The organism is Bradyrhizobium sp. USDA 376 (assembly GCF_054063675.1).
Genome location: NZ_JBSSGN010000001.1, coordinates 5,266,929 through 5,288,312 on the forward strand (window position 1 = coordinate 5,266,929; position 21,384 = coordinate 5,288,312).

Consider the following 21,384-nt stretch of genomic DNA (forward strand, 5'->3'; position numbering starts at 1 on the left):
TGTCGTGGAGGAGCGCCGCAGGCAGCAGCGGGCGACAGTCGACGAGGTCGCATACATCGCGGGCGACGGATCAAGCATGCGATGCCGCGTCGTCAGTCTCTCCGATCTTGGCGCCGCCATCGAGATGGCGGACAAGGTCTACGTCAGACCCCGCATCAAGCTGATGCTGGAGAAGGATCGCATCATCCGGGACTGCCGTGTCGTCTGGTCCAGCGGAAATCGCATCGGCGTTGAGTTCCTGGATTAGGGATCGCACGGTCGCGATACCAGCGATGCGCATGTCGCCTCGTATTGCAGGCCAAGACTGCCGTTCAGGCCGAAATCGGAGGCCATGCCGGTGCGGGTGAGCGTGGGCCCGCGCGCCGATCACGTTTTTATTGGCAGATTTAATCTTTAACGACCAAGATTTAGGCTTGCATCGGGGAATGGCCTGGACAACTGTGACTGATCCATGGGCACATTTTAGCCTTCGGATGGCGCGAGAATTCAGTCGTAGCGGATTTTTTTGGATTTTTCGAATGAGGACGCTGTTAATCATTCTCGGCATTTGGTTGCTGATTAACGTTCTCTTCGTCGTCGTGATGATTCCGCCGCGTAAGCCGCGGACGGCGAACGTCGCCGGCAGGTCGGGCGACGCCACGGCTATCGCAGCCGGGATGAACTCCGGCACGACTGAAACTGCGGACGATCGCGTCTTGCTACGGCACGTCGTCATCGCAGTTGCGCTTGGCGCTTTCTTCTCGTTAACGCCGCCTTTGCTCGAAGCTTACGATGCGATCAAGCGATTGGTCAGCAAGCGCGTGTATAAATCGAAAGAGAACCCGGATGGTCCCAACGGGGATGCGCAAGCAGACGAGGGATGACGCGCCTTCTACGCCTGCGCGGCGCTGGTGGCCGCGCAGGGAGCTCCGTCGATCAGCTCACCAATATTGGTTCATGCGGTACGGGCGAGGATACTGGCCGCGGTAGTAGATAATTCCAGGGCCGGCGACCGGCCGGTGTCGAAAGCGTGAATTGGAGAGGTCGACGGCGATTGCTCGCACGTCGCGGCCTGCAAAAACAGGATACTCGTAACTGAAGACGTAGCTGTCTTCCGCAAGGGGCGCATACTGTCCATAGAAGGACGGGCCCTGGCCGTATCCGAACCCCCACGCATTGTCGACGGTGGGAAGGCCGCCCGTTCCCATCCGCGTTCCGCCAGCAACGGCCGATCCGGATATCACGAGGGTGCCGATCCCAAGAAGCGCCGCAGCCGCCAGGATGTATGAAGTGCCTCGCATCGCGTTTCTCCTCTCAAATTGGATGTCAGAAACAGGAGTAGACGCATCCGAGCCTATCCGCTCTCGAGTGACAGCGATAGCGAATAGGGGATGCGCCTGGCGGTGAGTTAGCAGCCGCAAAAACGATAAGGCTTGCCTCGGTTAATCGGATCGATAATCTTTGTCGCTTTCGAGATGTTCATTTCAGCAGGGGCTTCGGGTGACAAACGATACCGCTGTGTTTGATGCGTTGCGCTTCGATCCGCAAGAAGGCGAGATAGCGACCGGGAGAATAGGTACGCGCGAGGCAATTCTTCGAGATGGTCTGCTGATCGATCCATCCACGCTTGCTTATTGCCCACATCAATGGATCGACGGCAGCGGTTACCTCGATCTCGATCTGACGAGACAATTTCCTTACTTGCTCGCGCTCTGATGGATCGGAGCTCAGTTCGGCCCAACGACAGCGTCGATCTGACGGCTGTCCCTTCTGACGATGATGATGGCCCCGTTGCGGATCGCGAATCTCGCGCCGAGCAATTTGGGCACCTTTTCCATGATCGGCGATGGGAAGGGGATCGTCGCTCCGGGAAGCGGATCGCCAACCGCCGGCGCTGCGGAGGAGCCGACGGCCGGTGCAGGTTTGATATAGTCGCGAATGAGTTGAATTTCCTCCCGCGACAGAGTGAGAGGCGCTTGCTGCGGCGGATTGTCTGCCGTCCGTTTACTGCGTTCTTCTCGCGCCTTTTCCTCGGCCTGCCGTGCTTTTTCTGCCTGATCAAACCGCGAAAGCCGCTCCTTCAGCGGCGAGAGCTCTCGCTGCAGGGAGGAGATTTCCGTCTGCAGCGACCTGATCTGTCGCAGGGCAATCACGGCGCCGGCGCAGATGATGACGACCAGCAGGCTGATGAGCGCAATAGCGATTCCATTGACGCTGGTTCCCCGGCTGACCGTCCGCGCTTTCGGCAGATCCTCCTCAAGGTGCCGCCGCCATAGTGCAGCCAGCCGATGCAGCGGCCGGGCAATTGCCTGGAACGTGCGGGCTCGCCAGTCGCTGTTGTCCGGCGCAGGCTTTGGTCCGCGTGAGGTGAAGCGGCGGGCCGTTGTCGATGGCGGGGCCGCTATGGCCGGCGGGATTGCCGGTTCGGGAACAGCGGCGTTCACATCCAGCCCGGCGCGGCTTGGCTTGGCCGCATGCCTCGGTGGGCCGTCGTTGTGGTCTGTCGGGGGAGCGTTCGAGTCTTGGTGGGAGTGAGCTTGGGGCGCGTGGGGTTCGGTATCCTCGCGGAGATCAAGATTGAACATCCTCGAGCGCACCTCGGGGCCAATCAGATGATCGATGTTTTCAAGCGACTTCGACTGAGGCGACGAGCGATCGGGGAGAGCCTCGATGACCGAGCGGCCGGCCTCGGTGATCTCCAGGCTGTCGCCATTCACGACGGCAAGGCCGGCCTCAATCAGCTCGATTCCGGCGGAGACCTGTTGTTCTATCCGGTCTTCGATGTCACCGTTCTCGTCATGCGTCCGCAGTTGCCGCTCGAGCTCGGCAAACGTAATCCGTCCGTTCGGACGACTCGCAAGTGCAGCAAGGATGGCGAGATTGGCTTGCACGGCGACCACGATGATCAGGCAGGCCGCCAAGATGGGCGATGCGAGCGAACAACCGGACGGCGCTCGACGATTCGCCTACTAGGGCCTTGATTGGAAACTCCTGCTTTGGCACTGTCGCGCATTAGCGCGTGAAGATCGAGGGCAACATGCCGAAATTGCTGGCCGCGACCGCCATTTCCCTGACTGTTATGTTCGTTTCAAGCGCCGCGCACAGCGGCCCCTATCCCTACGGCGACGAGCCGTATCGTCTGGATTTCGGCCCCGCGCCGCAGATCGACGCTGGCTGCTGGAAGTGGAACTGGCAGCAGTATCAATGGAATAATTACTGCCCGGTCTACGTTCAGCCCAAGGCCTATATGCACCCGAGGCCGCAGGGAGCCGTGCTGCGCACCAAGGGCTGATCAACTCGCCTCAGGCGCTCCTCGCACTAGAGCGTTTTCGAGCGAAGTGGGTACCGGTTCGCGTCAAGAAAACGCGTCAAAACTAGAATCTAGAGCCCCGTTCCGATTCCATCGGAACGGGAAAGGCTCTAGTGGGCGAGGGTGCAGGCGATTTGGCTATGTTTGCCGAAGTTCAGCAGGGCATTTTCGCGGAAGCCGTCGAGCCAGATGCCCCGTCCGGCGTAGCGATACCCGACGCCCATTGGAACCAGCCGGACATGCGCACCGCCATGGCGTCCCGTGTGCAGGGATGCCGTCACGACCTCGCCGGCAACGGAAACCGCGATCGGGCAAAGCGGATATTGCTTGCCATTCTCGCAGACAAACACCAGTTCGCTGCAGTTTCCGACCGCTGCGGGTGAGGCCATCAGGCCCAGATCAGCCGCGCTGGCTTGGCTCGTACCGATGGCCAGACTCAAAAAGGCCGCTCCCCAAAGAAGTCCACTGAATCTGCTCTGCATCGCAGCCCCCAAAAGCGAGAAATATTCAACTAAAAGAGCAAAAATGGCATCAAAGGTCAATCAGCGCGGGCTTCTTTCGGAGCACGCCGGACCCTTCGCGGCGCGTCATCCTGGCGCTTCGCGCGGGGACTGACGATCGGCCATTTTCAGCTTTTCAGAAACCCCTTGGCCGGGACCGCTGTCGTTCGCGAGGAACATGTTCAAGCGCCCCGGATTTTTGCGTGACCTCCAGCATAAATTCGATTTAACCCCGCAAGTTGCGTCTCTTGCTGCACGAAGACTCACGCCTTCGCCTTCGTGATTTGCGATCACGCCGGGCTCGTTTAGGGCTTGCCCGACTCTATTTAAGTACCGTCGCGCTCGCGACCGTTCTGTTTGGCCGGTGAGCTCTCCCCGTAATCCGGCCGGCTCAGTGTTACCGAAATGCCGCGGTCGCCAGAATTAATGGCGCGTGAGCTGCCTTTAAGCCGTGCCATTGACCTTCCGTAATGGTGCGTGGTTGACCGACCGTCCGACGCCGTGACAAGAAGTCGCGTGGGGAGCAGGGGTAGCCACGGCGATTCGAAAACGCTGCAGGTCGTGCAAGCGGGTTTTCCGTAATTTAACGGGTCTCTCGCGATGTTAATGTTTGCTTTACGACGGTGCCTGAACCTGAGGCAGTGCTTTTCGACTGTGCGGCTATCCCTTGGGGAGCAAGCGAGCAGGTATGGAGACGATGACCACAGGCCGGCATTCAATCCTTGCGACCTCTTTCGTCCGTTGCGCCGCTCTGACGCTTCTGATCACCTCAATCACCACTGTAGCCAAGGCGGATGAATTCCAGGGGCCGACCTTCCGCAAAGGTCTTTGGCACTTCGTTCGTACGCTCGATATGGTCGCTCATCGCAAGCCGAAGCACCGTTTGCTCGAGCGGGAGCTGACGGCCTGTGTCGATCCGACCGTCTCGATGAAGGCGACGTTCTCGTCTCCCTCGGTCGGCAGCTGCGTCTCTGCGAGACCCGAAAAGAAGAACAATCAATACACTTTCGCAAACCGTTGCGACTTCATGGGCCCCGTCAGCACGGTGATCACGGTTCACAGCGAGGAGTCCTACACTGAGCAGAACGAGCTGAGTGAGGGGCAGATGCCGAGGGTCGAGCTGGTCGTGGCACATCGGATCGGCGATTGTGCTGCAGGCGCGGAGCAGAGCTCGGGCGCAAAGACGCTCTCTCACTGACGCTGCATTGCCGTAAGACAGCTGCCGAGGCTTCCGCGCCGCAATAGCGGCAGGCCCTTGCGCCAACCCTGCAGACGCGGAAATATCGCCGCGTTCGGGGATGAGGCGCATCATGAGGTTGTTGATCGGAATCGTCTGCTTGGCAGGGCTGTGCGCCCTGATTGACGCGGCGGCGGCGCAAGACACTCGACCGCCCGCTGCACCTTCCGGGCTAGGCGAGTTGGTCAAGATCGACGCATTCCAGACGACGCGGCGGGCCGATAATTACGGAATCGCCAGCTTTATGCTTTTCAACGGCACCGACAGGAAGATCGACAGCATCGAGCTGACTTGCTGGATGGACGAGGATCGAGACCGCGCAACGAAAGTTCTGGTGTGGGCCAACCAGCCTGTTCCGGCGCATGCGAGCTACCAGTTCAAGAACGTCAATATCGGCCTGGTCGGACCGAACGCACGCAGCCAATGTGAGGTCACGCGGGTGGACTGAGTTCAGGCCCGGCCGACGATGGCTGCGCAATGTTGGCGCCGAACCCGCGACGATATTTAGCCCTAGATTTTCTGGCCGCCGGGTCCGGCGACGTTGACCGTAATCTTTTGAATCTCGGTCCGTCCGCCGGGATATTTGACCTCGATCGTCAACGTATCGTCGCCGACAAAGTCCGGGGGCGATTTGTAGAAGGCCACGTAAGCCGGCACTTCCAGTGCCAGGCAGGCCTTGTAGTTGGTCGCCTTCACCTTACCGGACTTTACGACGACCTTTCCCGAGGTCGGTGAGGTTGCCAAACGGATGGTTGGCAGCGGGCCGGAGGTGCAATCGGGTCTGACGTTAATGTAGAGCCCGATTTGCGTGTCCTTGTTCGGCTGGGCCTTGACCGTGCGTTCGACCATCTGGGCGTCCGGCGCCGGCGGGTTTTGAGCGGCCGCGGCATGCAATAAGGATCCGGCGAGCACGGCCGTTACCAGTAATTTTACCATCCTTTGCTCCAGCTGCCGCGCCTCAGGCCTCGAGCGACACGCGCCAAAACGGCGTTCATCCGGCCCGTTTTGCGACATATCGCGGCCGCGCGGTCCTCTTTACCACATCCTTATCGAAAGTATTGATTAACCAAATAGTTTTCTTGACCGCCGTCGGGGTTAACAATAGCTTAAAGATACACTTCGACGTAAATTTGCCTGCAATTTTTCACTTCACGTCCTTTAGGCGGAGAGATTTCATGAATGAGCAATTTCGGGTTGCCCAGGCTACTGCTGGAAATTCGAACAACGCCTCCCCGCCACGCATCTTCAAGCTGACCAAGCCATTCGCCGATCAAGCGGTCGTTCTGAACCTCGGATACGACCAGAAGGTTCAAGTCGACTTTTCGGCTATTGCGAACGAGAAGATTACGCTCGTTCATATCGGCGAGAAGCTGATCATTCTCTTCGACAATCACTCCACGGTGACGGTCGAGCCGTTCTTCGACTCCCGCCACGATCAACTCGGCAATCTCACCATCCAGGTTGCGCCGGGCCGCGATCTGACCGTCGCCGAGTTCGCCAGCGCCTTCCCGATCATCAATGATGCATCCGTGCTTCCCGCAGCTGGCGATTCGCTCGGCCAGAACAATGCGCAGGCGAGCGGTGCGAACTTCAGCCCGTTCACAGTCGACCCGCTGCCCCCGGTGCCGACCAACATCCTGGCTCCCCAGGAGGAACTGGGGACGTTTCAGATCAATCTACCAACCGGTTTTATCCCACAGACGCCGACCCCGCTGGCTCCGACGATTGCGCTGGGCACGCTGCCCGGGTTGGTCGTGGACGAGAGCTTCCTGACGGCCGCGACGAACGGCATCGACGGTACCGCGCCTGGTCTGGCGAGTACGACGGTTTCAGGTCTTTTGCCCGTCACGCTCAATGTGCCGGGCGGCCAGCAGTCGCTGACCTTTGCGCTGTCGATCAGTGCGCCGGGCGTGGATAGCGGACTGATCGATTCGCAGACCAGGAATCACGTGTTTCTGTTCCTGGAGAACGGAGTCGTCGTCGGCCGCGAAGGAGCGAATGCCGGAGCGGCGGCCGCCGGGCTCAAGGATTTCACGATCTCGGTGGATGCGGCCGGCAACATTACGCTGACGGATTTGCGCAGCGTTCACGAGAACAACCCGTCCGATTCCAACGAGGGCATTTCGCTGGCGGCCGGCCTGGTGACGCTGACGGCGACGGTGACCGACAACAGCAACCAGAGCGCAAGCGCGAGCGTTGACGTCGGTCCGCATTTGACGATTCTGGACGACGGCCCGGTTCCGAGCACGGTGACGGGGGCGACGGACACGCTTGTCCTGGACGAGAGCGCAAGCGGGACCGACACGGTTGGCGGTGCGTCACCGGTTGGCCTGGCAACGGTCACGGCCAAGTTTGGCGACAATTTCTCGGGCGGCGGCTACGGCGCCGACGGCGCGGGCAACACCGTGTTCAAGCTGGTGCTCACCGGCTCGAACGTGGGCTCCGGGCTGTACGCGCTGGATCCGGCCGACGTCGACCCGGCGCATCCGGGGCAGGGCGCGCAGATCGTGCTGAACCTCGCCGGCGACACCATCAGCGGCACGGCAAACGGCGTCACCTACTTCACGATCACCATCAACGAGACCACGGGTGATGTGACCTTCACGCAGCTGCAGAACCTGTGGCACCCGAACACGGGCGATTCGGACGACGCCGCGACGCTGACGACGAGCGCTGGGCTGCTTCAAATCGTGCAGACGATCACCGATGCGGACGGCGACCACGTGTCGACGCCGATCGATCTCGGCACGGGCGTATTCACGATTCAGGACGACGGCCCGACGGCTGGGCACCTGTCTGACGTGTTCAGGGATACGCTGATCCTGGACGAGAGCGCGGTTGGCACCGATACGGCCGGCGGCGCGGCGCCGGTCGGACGGGACACGTTCACGGCGAACTTCGCCGACAACTTCACCAGCGGCAGCTACGGCACCGACGGTGCCGGCACCACCAAGTACACGCTGACGCTGAACGGCGCGAACGTTGCGTCCGGGCTGTACGCGCTGGATCCGGCCGACGTCGACCCGGCCCATCCGGGCCAGGGCGCGCAGATCGTGCTGAACCTCGCCGGCGACACCATCAGCGGCACGGCGAACGGCGTCACCTACTTCACGATCACCATCAACGAGACCACCGGTGACGTGACCTTCACGCAGCTGCAGAATCTGTGGCACCCGAACACGGGCAATCCGGACGATGCCGACAATCTGACGCTGGCGGCCAATACACTGCAGGTGGTGCAGACCATCACCGATGCGGACGGCGACCACGTCTCGACGCCGCTCGACCTCAGCACCGGCGTGTTCGCGATCCAGGACGATGGCCCGACGGCGGGCACGGTGACCGCGGCTGCGGATCAGCTGATCCTGGACGAGAGCGCGGTCGGGACGGACACGGCCGGCGGCACGCCGCCGGTCGGCGTTGCGACGTTCACGGCGAACTTCGCCGACAACTTCACCAGTGGCAGCTACGGCACGGACGGTGCCGGCACCACCAAGTACACGCTGACGCTGAACGGCGCGAACGTTGCGTCGGGGCTGTATGCGCTGGATCCGGCCGACGTTGACCCGGCGCATCCGGGCCAGGGCGCGCAGATCGTGCTGAACCTCGCCGGTGACACCATCAGCGGCACGGCGAACGGCACGACCTACTTCACGATCACCATCAACGAGACCACGGGTGACGTGACCTTCACGCAGCTGCAGAACCTGTGGCATCCGAACACGGGCAATCCGGACGATGCCGACAATCTGACGCTGGCGGCGGGCACGCTGCAGGTGGTGCAGACCATCACCGATGCGGACGGCGACCACGTCTCGACGCCGCTCGACCTCAGCACCGGCGTGTTCGCGATCCAGGATGACGGCCCGACGGCGGGCACGGTGACCGCAGTTGCGGACCAGCTGATCCTGGACGAGAGCGCGATTGGCACCGACACGGCCGGCGGCACGCCGCCGGTCGGCGTAGCGACCTTCACGGCGAACTTCGCGGACAACTTCACCAGCGGCAGCTACGGCACCGACGGTGCCGGCACCACCAAGTACACGCTGACGCTGAACGGCGCGAACATTGCGTCCGGCCTGTATGCGCTGGATCCGGCCGACGTCGACCCGGCGCATCCGGGCCAGGGTGCGCAGATCGTGCTGAACCAGGTCGGTGACACGATCACCGGCTCGGCCGGCGGGACGGACTACTTCACGATCACCATCAACGAGACCACCGGTGACGTGACCTTCACGCAGCTGCAGAACCTGTGGCACCCGAACACGGGCGATTCGGACGATGCCGACAATCTGACGCTGGCGGCGGGCACGCTGCAGGTGGTGCAGACCATCACCGATGCGGACGGTGACCACGTGACGACGCCGCTCGACCTCAGCACCGGCGTGTTCGCAATCCAGGACGACGGCCCGGTTGCGGGCACGATCAGGGCGGCTGCGGACCAGCTGATCCTGGACGAGAGCGCGATCGGCACCGACACGGCCGGCGGCGCGGCGCCGGTCGGACGGGACACGTTCACGGCGAACTTCGCCGACAACTTCACCAGCGGCAGCTACGGCACCGACGGGGCCGGCACCACCAAGTACACGCTGACGCTGAACGGCGCGAACGTTCCGTCCGGCCTGTATGCGCTGGATCCGGCCGACGTCGACCCGGCGCATCCGGGCCAGGGTGCGCAGATCGTGCTGAACCTCGCCGGTGACACCATCAGCGGCACGGCGAACGGCGTCACCTACTTCACGATCACCATCAACGAGACCACCGGTGACGTGACCTTCACGCAGCTGCAGAATCTGTGGCACCCGAACACGGGCGATTCGGACGATGCCGACAATCTGACGCTGGCGGCGGGCACGCTGCAGGTGGTGCAGACCATCACCGATGCGGACGGCGACCACGTCTCGACGCCGCTCGACCTCAGCACCGGCGTGTTCGCGATCCAGGACGACGGCCCGACCGCGGGCACGATCAGGGCGGCTGCGGACCAGCTGGTCCTCGACGAGAGCGCGTTCGGCACCGACACGGCCGGCGGCGCGGCACCGGTCGGACGGGACACGTTCACGGCGAACTTCGCCGACAACTTCACCAGCGGCAGCTACGGCACCGACGGGGCCGGCACCACCAAGTACACGCTGACCCTGAACGGCGGCCCGAACGTGGCGTCCGGGCTGTACGCGCTGGATCCGGCCGACGTCGACCCCGCGCATCCGGGCCAGGGCGCGCAGATCGTGCTGAACCAGGTCGGTGATACCATCACCGGCTCGGCCGGCGGGACGGACTACTTCACGATCACCATCAACGAGACCACGGGTGACGTGACCTTCACGCAGCTGCAGAACCTGTGGCATCCGAACACGGGCAATCCGGACGATGCCGACAATCTGACGCTGGCGGCGGGCACGCTGCAGGTGGTGCAGACCATCACCGATGCGGACGGCGACCACGTCTCGACGCCGCTCGACCTCAGCACCGGCGTGTTCGCGATCCAGGATGACGGCCCGACGGCGGGCACGGTGACCGCAGTTGCGGACCAGCTGATCCTGGACGAGAGCGCGATTGGCACCGACACGGCCGGCGGCACGCCGCCGGTCGGCGTAGCGACCTTCACGGCGAACTTCGCGGACAACTTCACCAGCGGCAGCTACGGCACCGACGGTGCCGGCACCACCAAGTACACGCTGACGCTGAACGGCGCGAACATTGCGTCCGGCCTGTATGCGCTGGATCCGGCCGACGTCGACCCGGCGCATCCGGGCCAGGGTGCGCAGATCGTGCTGAACCAGGTCGGTGATACCATCACCGGCTCGGCCGGCGGGACGGACTACTTCACGATCACCATCAACGAGACCACCGGTGACGTGACCTTCACGCAGCTGCAGAACCTGTGGCACCCGAACACGGGCGATTCGGACGATGCCGACAATCTGACGCTGGCGGCGGGCACGCTGCAGGTGGTGCAGACCATCACCGATGCGGACGGTGACCACGTGACGACGCCGCTCGACCTCAGCACCGGCGTGTTCGCAATCCAGGACGACGGCCCGGTTGCGGGCACGATCAGGGCGGCTGCGGACCAGCTGATCCTGGACGAGAGCGCGATCGGCACCGACACGGCCGGCGGCGCGGCGCCGGTCGGACGGGACACGTTCACGGCGAACTTCGCCGACAACTTCACCAGCGGCAGCTACGGCACCGACGGGGCCGGCACCACCAAGTACACGCTGACCCTGAACGGCGGCCCGAACGTGGCGTCCGGGCTGTACGCGCTGGATCCGGCCGACGTCGACCCCGCGCATCCGGGCCAGGGCGCGCAGATCGTGCTGAACCAGGTCGGTGATACCATCACCGGCTCGGCCGGCGGGACGGACTACTTCACGATCACCATCAACGAGACCACGGGTGACGTGACCTTCACGCAGCTGCAGAACCTGTGGCATCCGAACACGGGCAATCCGGACGATGCCGACAATCTGACGCTGGCGGCGGGCACGCTGCAGGTGGTGCAGACCATCACCGATGCGGACGGCGACCACGTCTCGACGCCGCTCGACCTCAGCACCGGTGTGTTCGCGATCCAGGACGACGGCCCGACCGCCGGCACTATCAGGGCGGCTGCGGACACGCTTGTGCTCGACGAGAGCGCGATCGGCACCGACACGGCCGGCGGCGCGGCGCCGGTTGGCCGTGCCACCTTCACGGCGAACTTCGCCGACAACTTCACCAGCGGCAGCTACGGCACGGACGGTGCCGGCACCACCAAGTACACGCTGACGCTGAACGGCGGCCCGAACGTCGCGTCCGGCCTGTACGCGCTGGATCCGGCCGACGTCGACCCGGCGCATCCGGGGCAGGGCGCACAGATCGTGCTGAACCTCGCCGGCGACACCATCAGCGGCACCGCGAACGGCATCACCTACTTCACGATCACCATCAACGAGACCACCGGTGACGTGACCTTCACGCAGCTGCAGAACCTGTGGCACCCGAACACGGGCAACCCTGATGATGCGGACAATCTGACGCTGGCGGCGGGTACGCTGCAGCTGGTGCAGACCATCACCGATGCGGACGGCGACCACGTGTCGACGCCGCTCGATCTCAGCACCGGCGTGTTTGCGATCCAGGACGACGGTCCGAGGGCACCGACGATTGCTGTCTCTGCGAACGACCCGATTCTTCTGACGTTCGATGGTGCTTTGACCGGCGGCAACTTCGTCGGCACTCAGGCGGTTGGAGACCAAAACGTCTCGCTCCTGATCGCGACCCAGAATTATGCCGGTGTATTTTCGATCAACGGCACGAACTACGGGACGGACGGTGCGGGAACGACAACGTTCACCAGCTATGCTCTCGGCTTTGCCGCCGGCTTTACGCCCGGCAATGCTGGCGGGCATGGGACGGCGACCGGCCTGACGCATAACGGCAGCGCGATCTACCTTTACAATATCGGAGGGGTCATCACCGGGTCGACTGCTCTGACGCAAGGCGGCGTCAGCGGCGGGAACACGATTTTCACCGTCAGCCTCAGCGGCAGCAACGTGACGCTGACGCAGTCCGGGTCGATCGATCACACCACGACAAGCACCTACAATGGATCATACATCAGTGATCTTCAGGCGCTGGCGGCCGGTATCCTGACTCTGACCGCGACAGCGGTCTCGACGGATGCCGACGGTGATCAGGCGTCGAACACCGCATCGCTGGATCTAGGGCCCCAGATCAGGTTCGGCGACGATGGTCCGATCGTTTCGGCTCACACCGATCTGATCTACGCCAACGGAAGCAACCCGACCCCGGGAGGAACGGGCGCCTATGTCTACAACGTGGGTGCGGATCACAATACGTATGCCGACGCCGCCCACTCGGATTTCGCGCCGATCACGCTCACGGGCACGGTCGGAGGTGTCGCGATCACAACGCCAACCGTGACGTGGCAATCCGAGGATTCGCACTTTGCGACGTTCGGCATATCGTTCTCCTATGCACCGAACCCGGCCACGCCAGGCGTGACCGTTCAGGACACCGGAACGCTGGTGTTCGACAAGGTTGCGGGCACCTACACGGTGGAACTCGCAAATCCAATCCAGAGCGTGAGCATCGTGAACACGAGCGGTGCGAATGTCCATTTCCAGGGCTATCAGGACAACAGCTTGAACCAGGACAACAGCGGGCCGGCGCCCTATGTTGTCGCCCAGCTTGACACGAATTTCTTCGTGCAATTCTCGGGCTCGCACGAGACCAACAACCCGAATGTGAGCATGACTTCGGGCACGAGCAGTCCGGGCGATGGTGCCTACGCGAGCGGTGAACTGTTCTGGGCCAATCCGACCGATGTGACGGTGTCCAGTTCAGCTCTGGGCGTCGCCAGCAACACGCTTCAGCCTGGCGAAGTCCTGAACATGAACTTCTTCACCGCGGACCCGCATGGTATCCCGGGCTCGCAGCCTACGGCTTACGCCAGCGGCATCTATCTGGAGTTCTTCAACATCGGAACGAAGGACCTGGTCGTCAATCTCGAACTGGTTGGAGCCGGTGCTGACGGGAACTTTGGTACGGTCGACGACGTGCACACCACCAAGGCTGTGGTCGTCGACAATGCCGACATCTTTACGGCTGCTAATCCGCCTCCCGCGGGCTACCCCGTCCCGTCAGGCAACGATGGCGTCGTCGTTATCGACAGCTATGACTGGAACGGAGTGGGGCAGAACTACCTTCTCACGGGCGTTCAGGTCGTTACGTCCACCCAGTCGCTCACCGGTAGCGGCATCAACCTCAATTCCGCCGTGGGCGCTGCCGGAGCAAGCAGCGGGACGGAGTCATTCGGCAGCGGTGGCGCGAACGATACGAGCGATAACGACAACATCAAGATCATCTCTGCCGGTTTTATTGAAACCACGACGACGACGCAAGACGCCAACCTGACGTTCCAGGTTACCAACCTCGATGGCGATGGCGACAAGACGGCTACCCAAACCCTCAATGTCACCTTGGAGGGAAGCAGCACTTTTGTCGGGACGTCCTCAGCCGAGTCCGTTCAGGGCACGACCGGGAATGACGTCATGACCGGCAACGGCGGCAACGACGTGTTGACAGGAAACGGCGGGAACGACGTGTTCGTGTTGCAGGGCAGTTCTGCGAACGGGCACGACACGCTGGTTGATTTCAACGCGGGCGACAGCATCGTCGTCGACGTCGCCGGCTTGAACTTGCCGATCAGCAGTCCTCAGCAGGCTTCGTTCACTCAGGTGACCGACGCAACGCAGGCTGGTGCCTGGAACAACTCTGCCAACCAGTTCCTGTTCAACACCGATCACAACGAGCTCTGGTATTCGGCGAACGGAACGGCGGGAAATGCCGTCGATCTTGCCCACATGAGCACGGGCGTACCCGCAGCCACCGCCGTCCACGTGGCGTAAGCGAGCTGGAGTTCACGATGAAACCGCCGGCGGGGCCTCTCGCCGGCGGTTTTGCTTGGTCTCATAGAAGCAATATCTCAAAGAAGCGGTGGCAGCGTGCTCAGTGACCCGCCGCCACCCGCATCCGCCGGCTCCGAGCCCGCCCATTCCGGGCCCGCCGCCGCCGGTGCCGCTTCGGCCGTGAGCGGCGCAGCCTTCGCATACGGCTTGGCGAACAGATGCACGCCGTCGTGATTGATCGCGAACAGCGGTGCGAAGTTCAGCTCGCCGTTGTCCTCCCGCGGGCCCGCCCACCGGTTGTCCAGGATCAGCCATCGGCCGTCGAGACGCGCCGCAAGCACCGCGTGATCCTGCCGGACGGTACGGTCGCGGACGAGGAGCAGGCGCATGTCGGTATCAGGGAAACCCGCTTCGCGCAGTGCTGCGTATTTGGCGATCGCATAGTCTTCGCAATCGCCCTTGCCCGTCGCAAAGCTCGCCAGCGGCGAACTCCAGCGGTCGAGCTCCCGATGCTGGACGAGATCGCTGACATAGCGGATCGCGGTGTTGACGCCGAGATTGACCTCCTCGAGCCGAGCGCGACCGGACTTCGCCTTGACCGCGCCGACGAGCCTGAGGAATTGCGCAGCGTTCGGCGGGCAGGTCACGGCATCGGAGCGGCAGCGCTCGAGCAGGACCTGCTCGTTGGCGATCTCTGCTTCAACCGTGCGCCATTTGCGCCAGATGGCGTTGTCAGGTGCCCGGAACGTGAAGAGACCGAAGGGTTCATTGCCGAGCGACGGCGCGCCGGCCGGAGAGGCGGCCTCAGGCCGGACATCCGTCGCCGTGGGGGAGGGAGGCGTCAGCGCTGCCAGACGCATGGCATTCGGCCCGCGGCCGCGCTCGCGGTCGAGCTTTGCCAGCACCGCGTTGATCGTGAAGAACGTCGCGGGCGCTTGAATGGTCTCCGCTCCCGATGGCGCGATCTCACGCGGATCGGCCGGCCCGGCATCGGCTGCAAACGCGACCGAGGTCGCAGCACCGGTGAGCGAAACCAGCAAGGCCGCGGTAAACGCCAGAATGTCCTGCCGTCGCCGTCCACAACGCGACTTCATTGACCGTCCCCATATTTCGGGACGTTGCCGGCGTCTTTACGCGCCTGGTCATCATCCCGACCTGTTTATCGGGAGCCAGCGTGCGCGTGGGCGCGCTTAAGTCGGGTTAAGACCGGGGAGGGGGCGGCCAGGAATGAGCCGGTGCGATGAACCGAGCCCCACCGGCAATGCTAAAGCTTGCGATCGCGCGTTAAGGTCGCGTTAAGCAAGGTGACCGGGGGACGGATCTAAAGCATGATCCGGAAAAGTGCGAAGCGGTTTTCCGATGAGATCATGCTGAAACAACAACCCAAAGCGCGATGACGATTCATCCCAATCTCATCGCGCTTTAGTGCTCGCGCAGCGCCTCATCCCGCAAGGTGCGAGCCGGCTTCATGATGTAATCCAGAACGCTCTTCTTGCCGGTCAATATCTCGACGGTCGTGATCATGCCCGGAATGATCGGAAGCGGAGTTTCCTCCGTGCCGAGATGGTTCTTGTCGGTTCGAACCATCACGCGATAGTAGGTCTCCGGCCGCTGCGCCGCCTCGCCCTTGTCGTCGAGGATCGTGTCAGCGCTGATCCGCTCGACCTTGCCGGCGAGATGGCCATAAACCGAGGAGTCGTAGGCGGAGATCTTGACCACGGCATCCTGGCCCGGGCGGATGAAGGCGATATCCTGCGGCCTTATCTTGCCTTCGACCAGCAAGGTGTCGTCGAGCGGAACGATGTCCATGAGGTTCGCGCCCGGCTGAACGACGGCGCCGATCGTCGTGACGTTCAGCTTGTTGACGATACCGCGAACCGGCGAACGCAGATCCGTCCTGCGCACCCTGTCCTGGGCGGACTTGATGTTCTCGTCAAGCACGGCGAGGTCGGCCCTCGACTTGGCGAGGTCCTCGTCCGCCTGCGCCCGGAAGGTCGAGATCGTGGTCGCAATCTTCGCCTTGGCTTCGGCGATCTGGCCTTTGGCTTCCGCGGATTGACGCTCCAGCCGCAGCATCTCGATCTCGGGAACGACCTTCTGCTCGTACAGCTTGCGCGTCAATGCGAGCTCGCGATCGAGCAGGCCCGATGTTTGGGTCAGCCTGGCGATCTGTTGATTGAGAACGTCGACATCCTGCGCCACCTTGAGGGCGCGGGTCTTGAATACGCTCCGTTCCGTTGCGACGGCAGCGGGAGCGACCTCATCGGTCTGGTCGGGAAAGACAATCTCGCTACGGCCCTTCGCTTCGGCGTCGAGCCGGGCGAGGCGGGCCGCCATCGAGGCACGGCGCTCGCGTATCTCGCCAAACTCGGAAGCGAACTTGGTGTCGTCGATCCGCATCAGGGACTGCCCCCGCTCAACCACCGCTCCTTCCTGGACCAGGATGTCGCCGACGATCCCGCCTTCCAGGGATTGCACGACCTGGATCTGCCGCGAGGGCACGACCTTGCCATTGCCGCGCTTGACCTCTTCAAGCACGGCGAAATGGGCCCAGATCAAGAATGTGGCGAGCAGGGCGAAGAACGCCCACAGCAGCATGCGGGAGGTCCGCGGCGTTCTCAACCGGACGGCCGCGCGGATATCGTTGGCGTATGCGAAATCAGCTGACATTGGACTTCTGCGCCGGCGAGACTTGTTGAACCACTCTGGGATTGACGGCCGGCTCGGTCGACGGCGTCTTGCCTTGCAGCAGGCTCAAGACGTGGTCGCGTGGCCCGTCGGCAACCAGCCGGCCGTTGTCGAACAGCAGCAGCCGATCGACCATGGTCAGCAGTGAGAGACGGTGAGTGGAGATGATGATGGTCATCTGCGCATCGTCGAGTTTCTTCAGCCGTTCAAGGAACTCGCTTTCGCTGCGGACGTCGAAATGGGCGGTTGGCTCGTCCAGGAACAGGATCTTGGGCTTGCGGATCAATACGCGCGCCAGGCCGATAGCCTGCTTTTGACCGCCCGAGAGGCTGCGTCCGCCCTCTGCGATGGGCATGTCGTAGCCCATGGGATGGCCCGCGATGAAGCTTTCGACGCCGGCCAGGCGCGAGGCCGCAAGCACTTCCTCGTCGGTCGCGGCCGGATAGCCCAAGGTGATGTTGTCGCGCAGCTTGCCGAAGAACAGATCTGTGTCCTGCATGGCAAAGCCGATGCCGGCGCGCAGGTCGGCGGGATCATACTGGCGCGAGTCGACGCTATCGATCAGGATGCGGCCATCCTGTGCCTCGTAGAAGGAGAGCAACAGGCGCCCGACGGTCGTCTTTCCCGAGCCAACCCGGCCGATGATTCCAACGCGCTCGCCGCTCTGAATCTTGAAGGTGACCTTGTCCAGCGCCTTTCCAGGCGCGTTGGGGTAGGTGAACGAGACGTTCTCGAAGCTGATGGTGCCTTGGTCGATCTTTCTGGCGAGATAAGTTCGTTCCGGCGAACGTTCCCGTTCCAGAGTCATGAGTCGATCGATGGATTTGAGCGCCGAGAAAGTTTGAGTGCCGCGGGTGATCACGGATGCGATGCCGGCAATCGGCGCCAAGACCCGGCCGGCGAGCATGTTCGCCGCGACCAGGGCGCCGACCGTCAGGCTGCCGTTCTGGATCAGAAAGACGCCGATCACGATCAAGAGCAGGCTGGTCAACATCTGCGCCGAGTTTGCGGCAGTCAGCGCCAGGGATGACCAGAAGTGAACGGCCTCGCCGGACCGGGCTGTCGCTGCAACCGAACGCTCCCAGGCCGTCTGCATCCTTGCTTCGCCGCCCGACGCGCGCACGGTTTCGAGGCCCGCGAGCGATTCCACCAGCACGCCGTGGCGGGCCGCCGATTCGGCCTGCAGGCGCTTCATCGCCCGATTGAGCGGGCGTTGCAGCACCAGGCCAATTCCGATCATGATCGGCAGCATCAGGAGCGGCACCCAGGCCAGCGGCCCCGCGACCAGGAAGAGGACGGCGACAAACAGGATGGCAAACAGCAGATCGGTTGCCGAGACGACGCTGCCCGAGGTGAAGAACTCGCGAACGGAATCGAAATCCCGAAGCTGGTTGGCAACAATGCCGACGGATGTCGGGCGCTGCGACATCTTCACGGCCATGACGTGTTCGAAAATGTTGGCGGCCAGGACGACATCGATCGTCTTGCCCGTCACGTCGATCATCTTGCTCCGGACCATCCGCAGGATCAGGTCAAAGACGATCGCAAGACCCATGCCGATCGAGAGAGCAATGAGCGAGGGGATCGCTCCGTTCGGGATGACCCGGTCATAGACGCTCATCGTGAAGAGCGGCATGGCCAGGGCCAGAATGTTGATCAGCAGCGCCGCCAGCGCGATGTGTCCGTAGTTGCGCCAATGGGCCTTCACGACGGACCAGAACCAGTGCTGCCGGGGGAGACTGCCGGCGGCGACGGCTCGCGGGTCCGACTCGGCGGCGGCCCGGACCAGAAATGCGTAACCCGTATATCCCGCAGCGATGGTGTCGAGGGTCAGCATCTGCGGCACGTACGGCCGGTTGCTTGGGTCGATCGCCCTGGCGGTACGCTTGGTCTCGTCGATGCTCAGCAGGACCAGCGTCGTTCCGTTCTTCATGATCAGCACGACCGGAAGAACGAGCGACGGGATGTCCAGCAGCTTGCGTTTGGTGGCCTCGGTCTCGAGGCCGGCACGGCGCGCCGCCCGTTCGTAGAGCGAAACCGTCAGGCGTCCATCGAGGATTGGCAGGCCGCCGAGCAAGCCATCGCGTGTCACGGCCCTGCCGTGATGTCCGGCCAGAAAGATGAGCGAGTCGAGCAGGGGATCGCTTTGTTTCGCTTCCACCCGCTCGGCCCGGGCCGACGCCGCGGACTCTTCGCCGATGCTGTCCGGGCGCGCACCTTGGGCCGAAGCCGTCTTTGTTTGACGAAACAGCAAGCTGATATGCCTTAAATGAAAAGCGATGACGCGAACTTGGCAAAGTCGTCGAAAGACTACGACAAACTGCGAGTTAATTCATTTACTTATTTGGGCGGTCGAGATTAACGATTAACAACCGCGCGCCCGAAAGGCTATCCGTGCATTATCGGGGGTGGCCGAAATCAAAAAAGCCCGCACAAATGTGCGGGCTTTTCAATGGGGCATTCGGCCGACGTTGCTATTTTGTAATCGGCGAGAATGCGGTCAGTAGCCAATGGGGCTTCTCGGTCGCGGCGTATGAGCTGCGCTGGCCGGTCGCGCTGTCGAGCACGATCGGCCCGCTGGAGCTTTGCCGCTCCGCAAACCAGGCCGACACGCCGGCAACCTTGGCTGACGCCGGCTCACCGGACCAGCGATCGCCGAAAGCGGACGTGGCAGGCTCGGTCGCGGCATAGGACAGCCGGACGGGCGCTGCTGTCGGCGCCGGGACAGCAGTCCGCAGCGGCTCCGAACCGCTCTGCGGCAGCGTCCAGCGGAACGTGGGCGCCTTGTAATCCGGCAGACCAAACAGGTTGAGATCGGTCGGGGCTGCGTCGACCGGGGGAGGCGCCTTCAAATATTCGATCAGGGTTCCCGTTGCAGCGAGCAGCTGATAATCGGCAAACACCACGACCGCGCGCGCCGAGGTCAGCGAAACCTGCGCATTGAAGAACTGGTTCTGGGCGTTCAGGAGGTCGATGAGCGAGCGCTGGCCCAGCTCATATTCCTTCTGGAAGGCGGCGATGGTCTTCCGGGCCGCCTCCAGCTCGCTGGTCAGCGCCGCAATGCGGGTCTGCGTGACCGTGCGAGCGTTCCAGGCCTTGTCGATCGACTCATACGCATCCCGCTGCAGGCGGGCGTGCCGTGCGGTCGCTTCCGTAAACCGTTCAGCCTTTTCCGAGCGGTTCCAGGCGTCCTGTCCGCCGCGGAAGATGTCCCAGGACATCACCACCTTGCCGCTGTAGTCCTCATGGGTGACGGAGGGCGAACCGGCGGCAGCCACGTAGGGGAAGGAGTTGTCGTAATGCGTCGCCCGACCTTCGAGATAGAATTTCGGGGCAAACAGGCCGTCCGTGGACTTGAAGGCGTGCTTGGCGGCATCGACGTCGGACTGGGCCGCGTTGATCGTGGAGTTGAACCGCAGCGTCACCGCGAGCGCTTCATCCCGGCTGGCCGGGAGCCCCCGCAACGTGCCCGGGAACCGCACATTGTAAGGCTCTATGCCGACGACCTTGCGGTACTTCGCCCGTGCGTCCTCGAGGCTGCGGCGAAATTCGGCGAGGGCCGCGCGAGCACTTTCGACGCGCTCCCTCGACTGCTCGAGGTCGCCTTCGCCGGCCCGGCCGCCCGAAAACCGGGAGTTCACGTTCGAGAAGATCTTCTCGTGATTGGCGACGTTCTGCTGGGCCAGGGTCACCATGCGCATATAACGCACGACGTCGATGTAAGCTTCGGCGGCGTCAAGGGCGATAAGCTCGGTTCGTTCCTTGACGCGTGCTGCAGCGGCGTTCACCCGCGCATTCTGGCGCCATACTTCGTGGATGGAGGTGAAACCATCAAAAAGGAGCTGCCGGACGACCACGGATTCCTGGCTTCCATTGCGCCACGGCCCGGCCCCCGTCGTTGGAACCGCTATGCTCGGCGCTATGAAGCCGGGTGTCTGGTCGAACTTTTCCGGTCCGTAGCTGGCGTCGATGCGGACCTGCGGTAACAGCGTACTCTGGGTCTGGCGGAGCTCGCTCTCGGTTGCGCGGCGGTTGGCCGAGGCCTCACCCACCCCCGGGTTGGTCTGCATCGCCTGTTTCAAGGCATCGTTGATTGAAAATTGCTCGGCTTTCGCGGGGGCGACGGCCAGGATGATCGTTGCGAAGGCTAAATGCGCCGGCTTCATGGTCCCCACCATAAACGTCTTTTAACAAATATTATTGCCTGGGAAGAATTAGCAAAATGCTACGGCACCACCTATGACATTTCAGTCA

At 62.8% G+C, this 21,384-nt stretch carries 15 protein-coding genes; 7 read left to right on the forward strand and 8 right to left on the reverse strand.

Annotation, left to right across the window (positions count from 1 at the left end; translation table 11 throughout):
* The first annotated feature begins 4 nt into the window (after window positions 1-4).
* Together ACVJ19_RS24325 and ACVJ19_RS24330 are read left to right on the forward strand one after the other, a co-directional pair.
* Complete coding sequence (locus tag ACVJ19_RS24325) at window positions 5-247, forward strand: PilZ domain-containing protein (RefSeq protein ID WP_260384772.1); 243 nt, start codon at window positions 5-7, stop codon at window positions 245-247.
* Window positions 248-518: 271 nt separating this feature from the next.
* The gene (locus ACVJ19_RS24330) at window positions 519-863 is read left to right on the forward strand and encodes a hypothetical protein (protein ID WP_453951628.1); all 345 of its coding nucleotides are present in this window, start codon (window positions 519-521) and stop codon (window positions 861-863) included.
* A gap of 57 nt (window positions 864-920) precedes the next feature.
* On the opposite strand, the gene ACVJ19_RS24335 is transcribed toward ACVJ19_RS24330, so the two are convergent.
* On the reverse strand, window positions 921-1,280 hold the full coding sequence (locus ACVJ19_RS24335) for a hypothetical protein (protein ID WP_453951629.1): 360 nt from the start codon (window positions 1,278-1,280) through the stop codon (window positions 921-923).
* A 199-nt stretch (window positions 1,281-1,479) separates the two neighbouring features.
* On the opposite strand from ACVJ19_RS24335, the gene ACVJ19_RS24340 reads away from it, so the two are divergent.
* Window positions 1,480-1,695 (forward strand): hypothetical protein, encoded by a 216-nt coding sequence (locus tag ACVJ19_RS24340; protein WP_453951630.1) that lies wholly within the window; start codon window positions 1,480-1,482, stop codon window positions 1,693-1,695.
* A gap of 11 nt (window positions 1,696-1,706) precedes the next feature.
* Here ACVJ19_RS24340 and ACVJ19_RS24345 read toward each other — a convergent pair whose 3' ends face one another.
* Entirely contained in the window at window positions 1,707-2,900 is a 1,194-nt protein-coding gene (locus ACVJ19_RS24345) for a hypothetical protein (protein WP_453951631.1), read from the reverse strand.
* A 116-nt stretch (window positions 2,901-3,016) separates the two neighbouring features.
* Here ACVJ19_RS24345 and ACVJ19_RS24350 point away from each other — a divergent pair, with 116 nt between their 5' ends.
* Complete coding sequence (locus ACVJ19_RS24350; RefSeq protein ID WP_456739445.1) at window positions 3,017-3,271, forward strand: hypothetical protein; 255 nt, start codon at window positions 3,017-3,019, stop codon at window positions 3,269-3,271.
* A gap of 128 nt (window positions 3,272-3,399) precedes the next feature.
* Here ACVJ19_RS24350 and ACVJ19_RS24355 read toward each other — a convergent pair whose 3' ends face one another.
* Window positions 3,400-3,831, reverse strand: a complete 432-nt coding sequence (locus ACVJ19_RS24355; protein ID WP_453951633.1) for a hypothetical protein — start codon at window positions 3,829-3,831, stop codon at window positions 3,400-3,402.
* A 655-nt stretch (window positions 3,832-4,486) separates the two neighbouring features.
* On the opposite strand from ACVJ19_RS24355, the gene ACVJ19_RS24360 reads away from it, so the two are divergent.
* Entirely contained in the window at window positions 4,487-4,987 is a 501-nt protein-coding gene (locus ACVJ19_RS24360; protein ID WP_453951634.1) for a hypothetical protein, read from the forward strand.
* Between the two features lie 112 nt (window positions 4,988-5,099).
* The gene (locus ACVJ19_RS24365) at window positions 5,100-5,474 is read left to right on the forward strand and encodes a hypothetical protein (RefSeq protein ID WP_453951635.1); all 375 of its coding nucleotides are present in this window, start codon (window positions 5,100-5,102) and stop codon (window positions 5,472-5,474) included.
* A 62-nt stretch (window positions 5,475-5,536) separates the two neighbouring features.
* Here the strand turns inward: ACVJ19_RS24365 and ACVJ19_RS24370 are convergent, their stop codons facing one another.
* On the reverse strand, window positions 5,537-5,962 hold the full coding sequence (locus ACVJ19_RS24370) for a hypothetical protein (RefSeq protein WP_453951636.1): 426 nt from the start codon (window positions 5,960-5,962) through the stop codon (window positions 5,537-5,539).
* Window positions 5,963-6,201: 239 nt separating this feature from the next.
* Here ACVJ19_RS24370 and ACVJ19_RS24375 point away from each other — a divergent pair, with 239 nt between their 5' ends.
* Window positions 6,202-14,442 carry a DUF5801 repeats-in-toxin domain-containing protein gene (locus tag ACVJ19_RS24375; RefSeq protein WP_453951637.1) on the forward strand — a complete coding sequence of 2,747 codons (8,241 nt, stop codon included), beginning with the start codon at window positions 6,202-6,204 and terminating at the stop codon, window positions 14,440-14,442.
* A gap of 77 nt (window positions 14,443-14,519) precedes the next feature.
* On the opposite strand, the gene ACVJ19_RS24380 is transcribed toward ACVJ19_RS24375, so the two are convergent.
* The 4 genes from ACVJ19_RS24380 to ACVJ19_RS24395 all read right to left on the reverse strand — a co-directional run bounded on the left by ACVJ19_RS24380 (window position 14,520) and on the right by ACVJ19_RS24395 (window position 21,296).
* Window positions 14,520-15,536 carry a transglutaminase-like cysteine peptidase gene (locus ACVJ19_RS24380; protein WP_453951638.1) on the reverse strand — a complete coding sequence of 339 codons (1,017 nt, stop codon included), beginning with the start codon at window positions 15,534-15,536 and terminating at the stop codon, window positions 14,520-14,522.
* Window positions 15,537-15,864: 328 nt separating this feature from the next.
* On the reverse strand, window positions 15,865-17,112 hold the full coding sequence (locus ACVJ19_RS24385) for an HlyD family type I secretion periplasmic adaptor subunit (RefSeq protein WP_453951639.1): 1,248 nt from the start codon (window positions 17,110-17,112) through the stop codon (window positions 15,865-15,867).
* Complete coding sequence (locus tag ACVJ19_RS24390; protein ID WP_453951640.1) at window positions 17,102-19,291, reverse strand: type I secretion system permease/ATPase; 2,190 nt, start codon at window positions 19,289-19,291, stop codon at window positions 17,102-17,104. Before ACVJ19_RS24390 ends, ACVJ19_RS24385 begins: the two co-directional genes overlap by 11 nt.
* Before the next feature lie 313 nt (window positions 19,292-19,604).
* Entirely contained in the window at window positions 19,605-21,296 is a 1,692-nt protein-coding gene (locus ACVJ19_RS24395) for a TolC family outer membrane protein (RefSeq protein WP_453951641.1), read from the reverse strand.
* Window positions 21,297-21,384 lie beyond the last annotated feature (88 nt).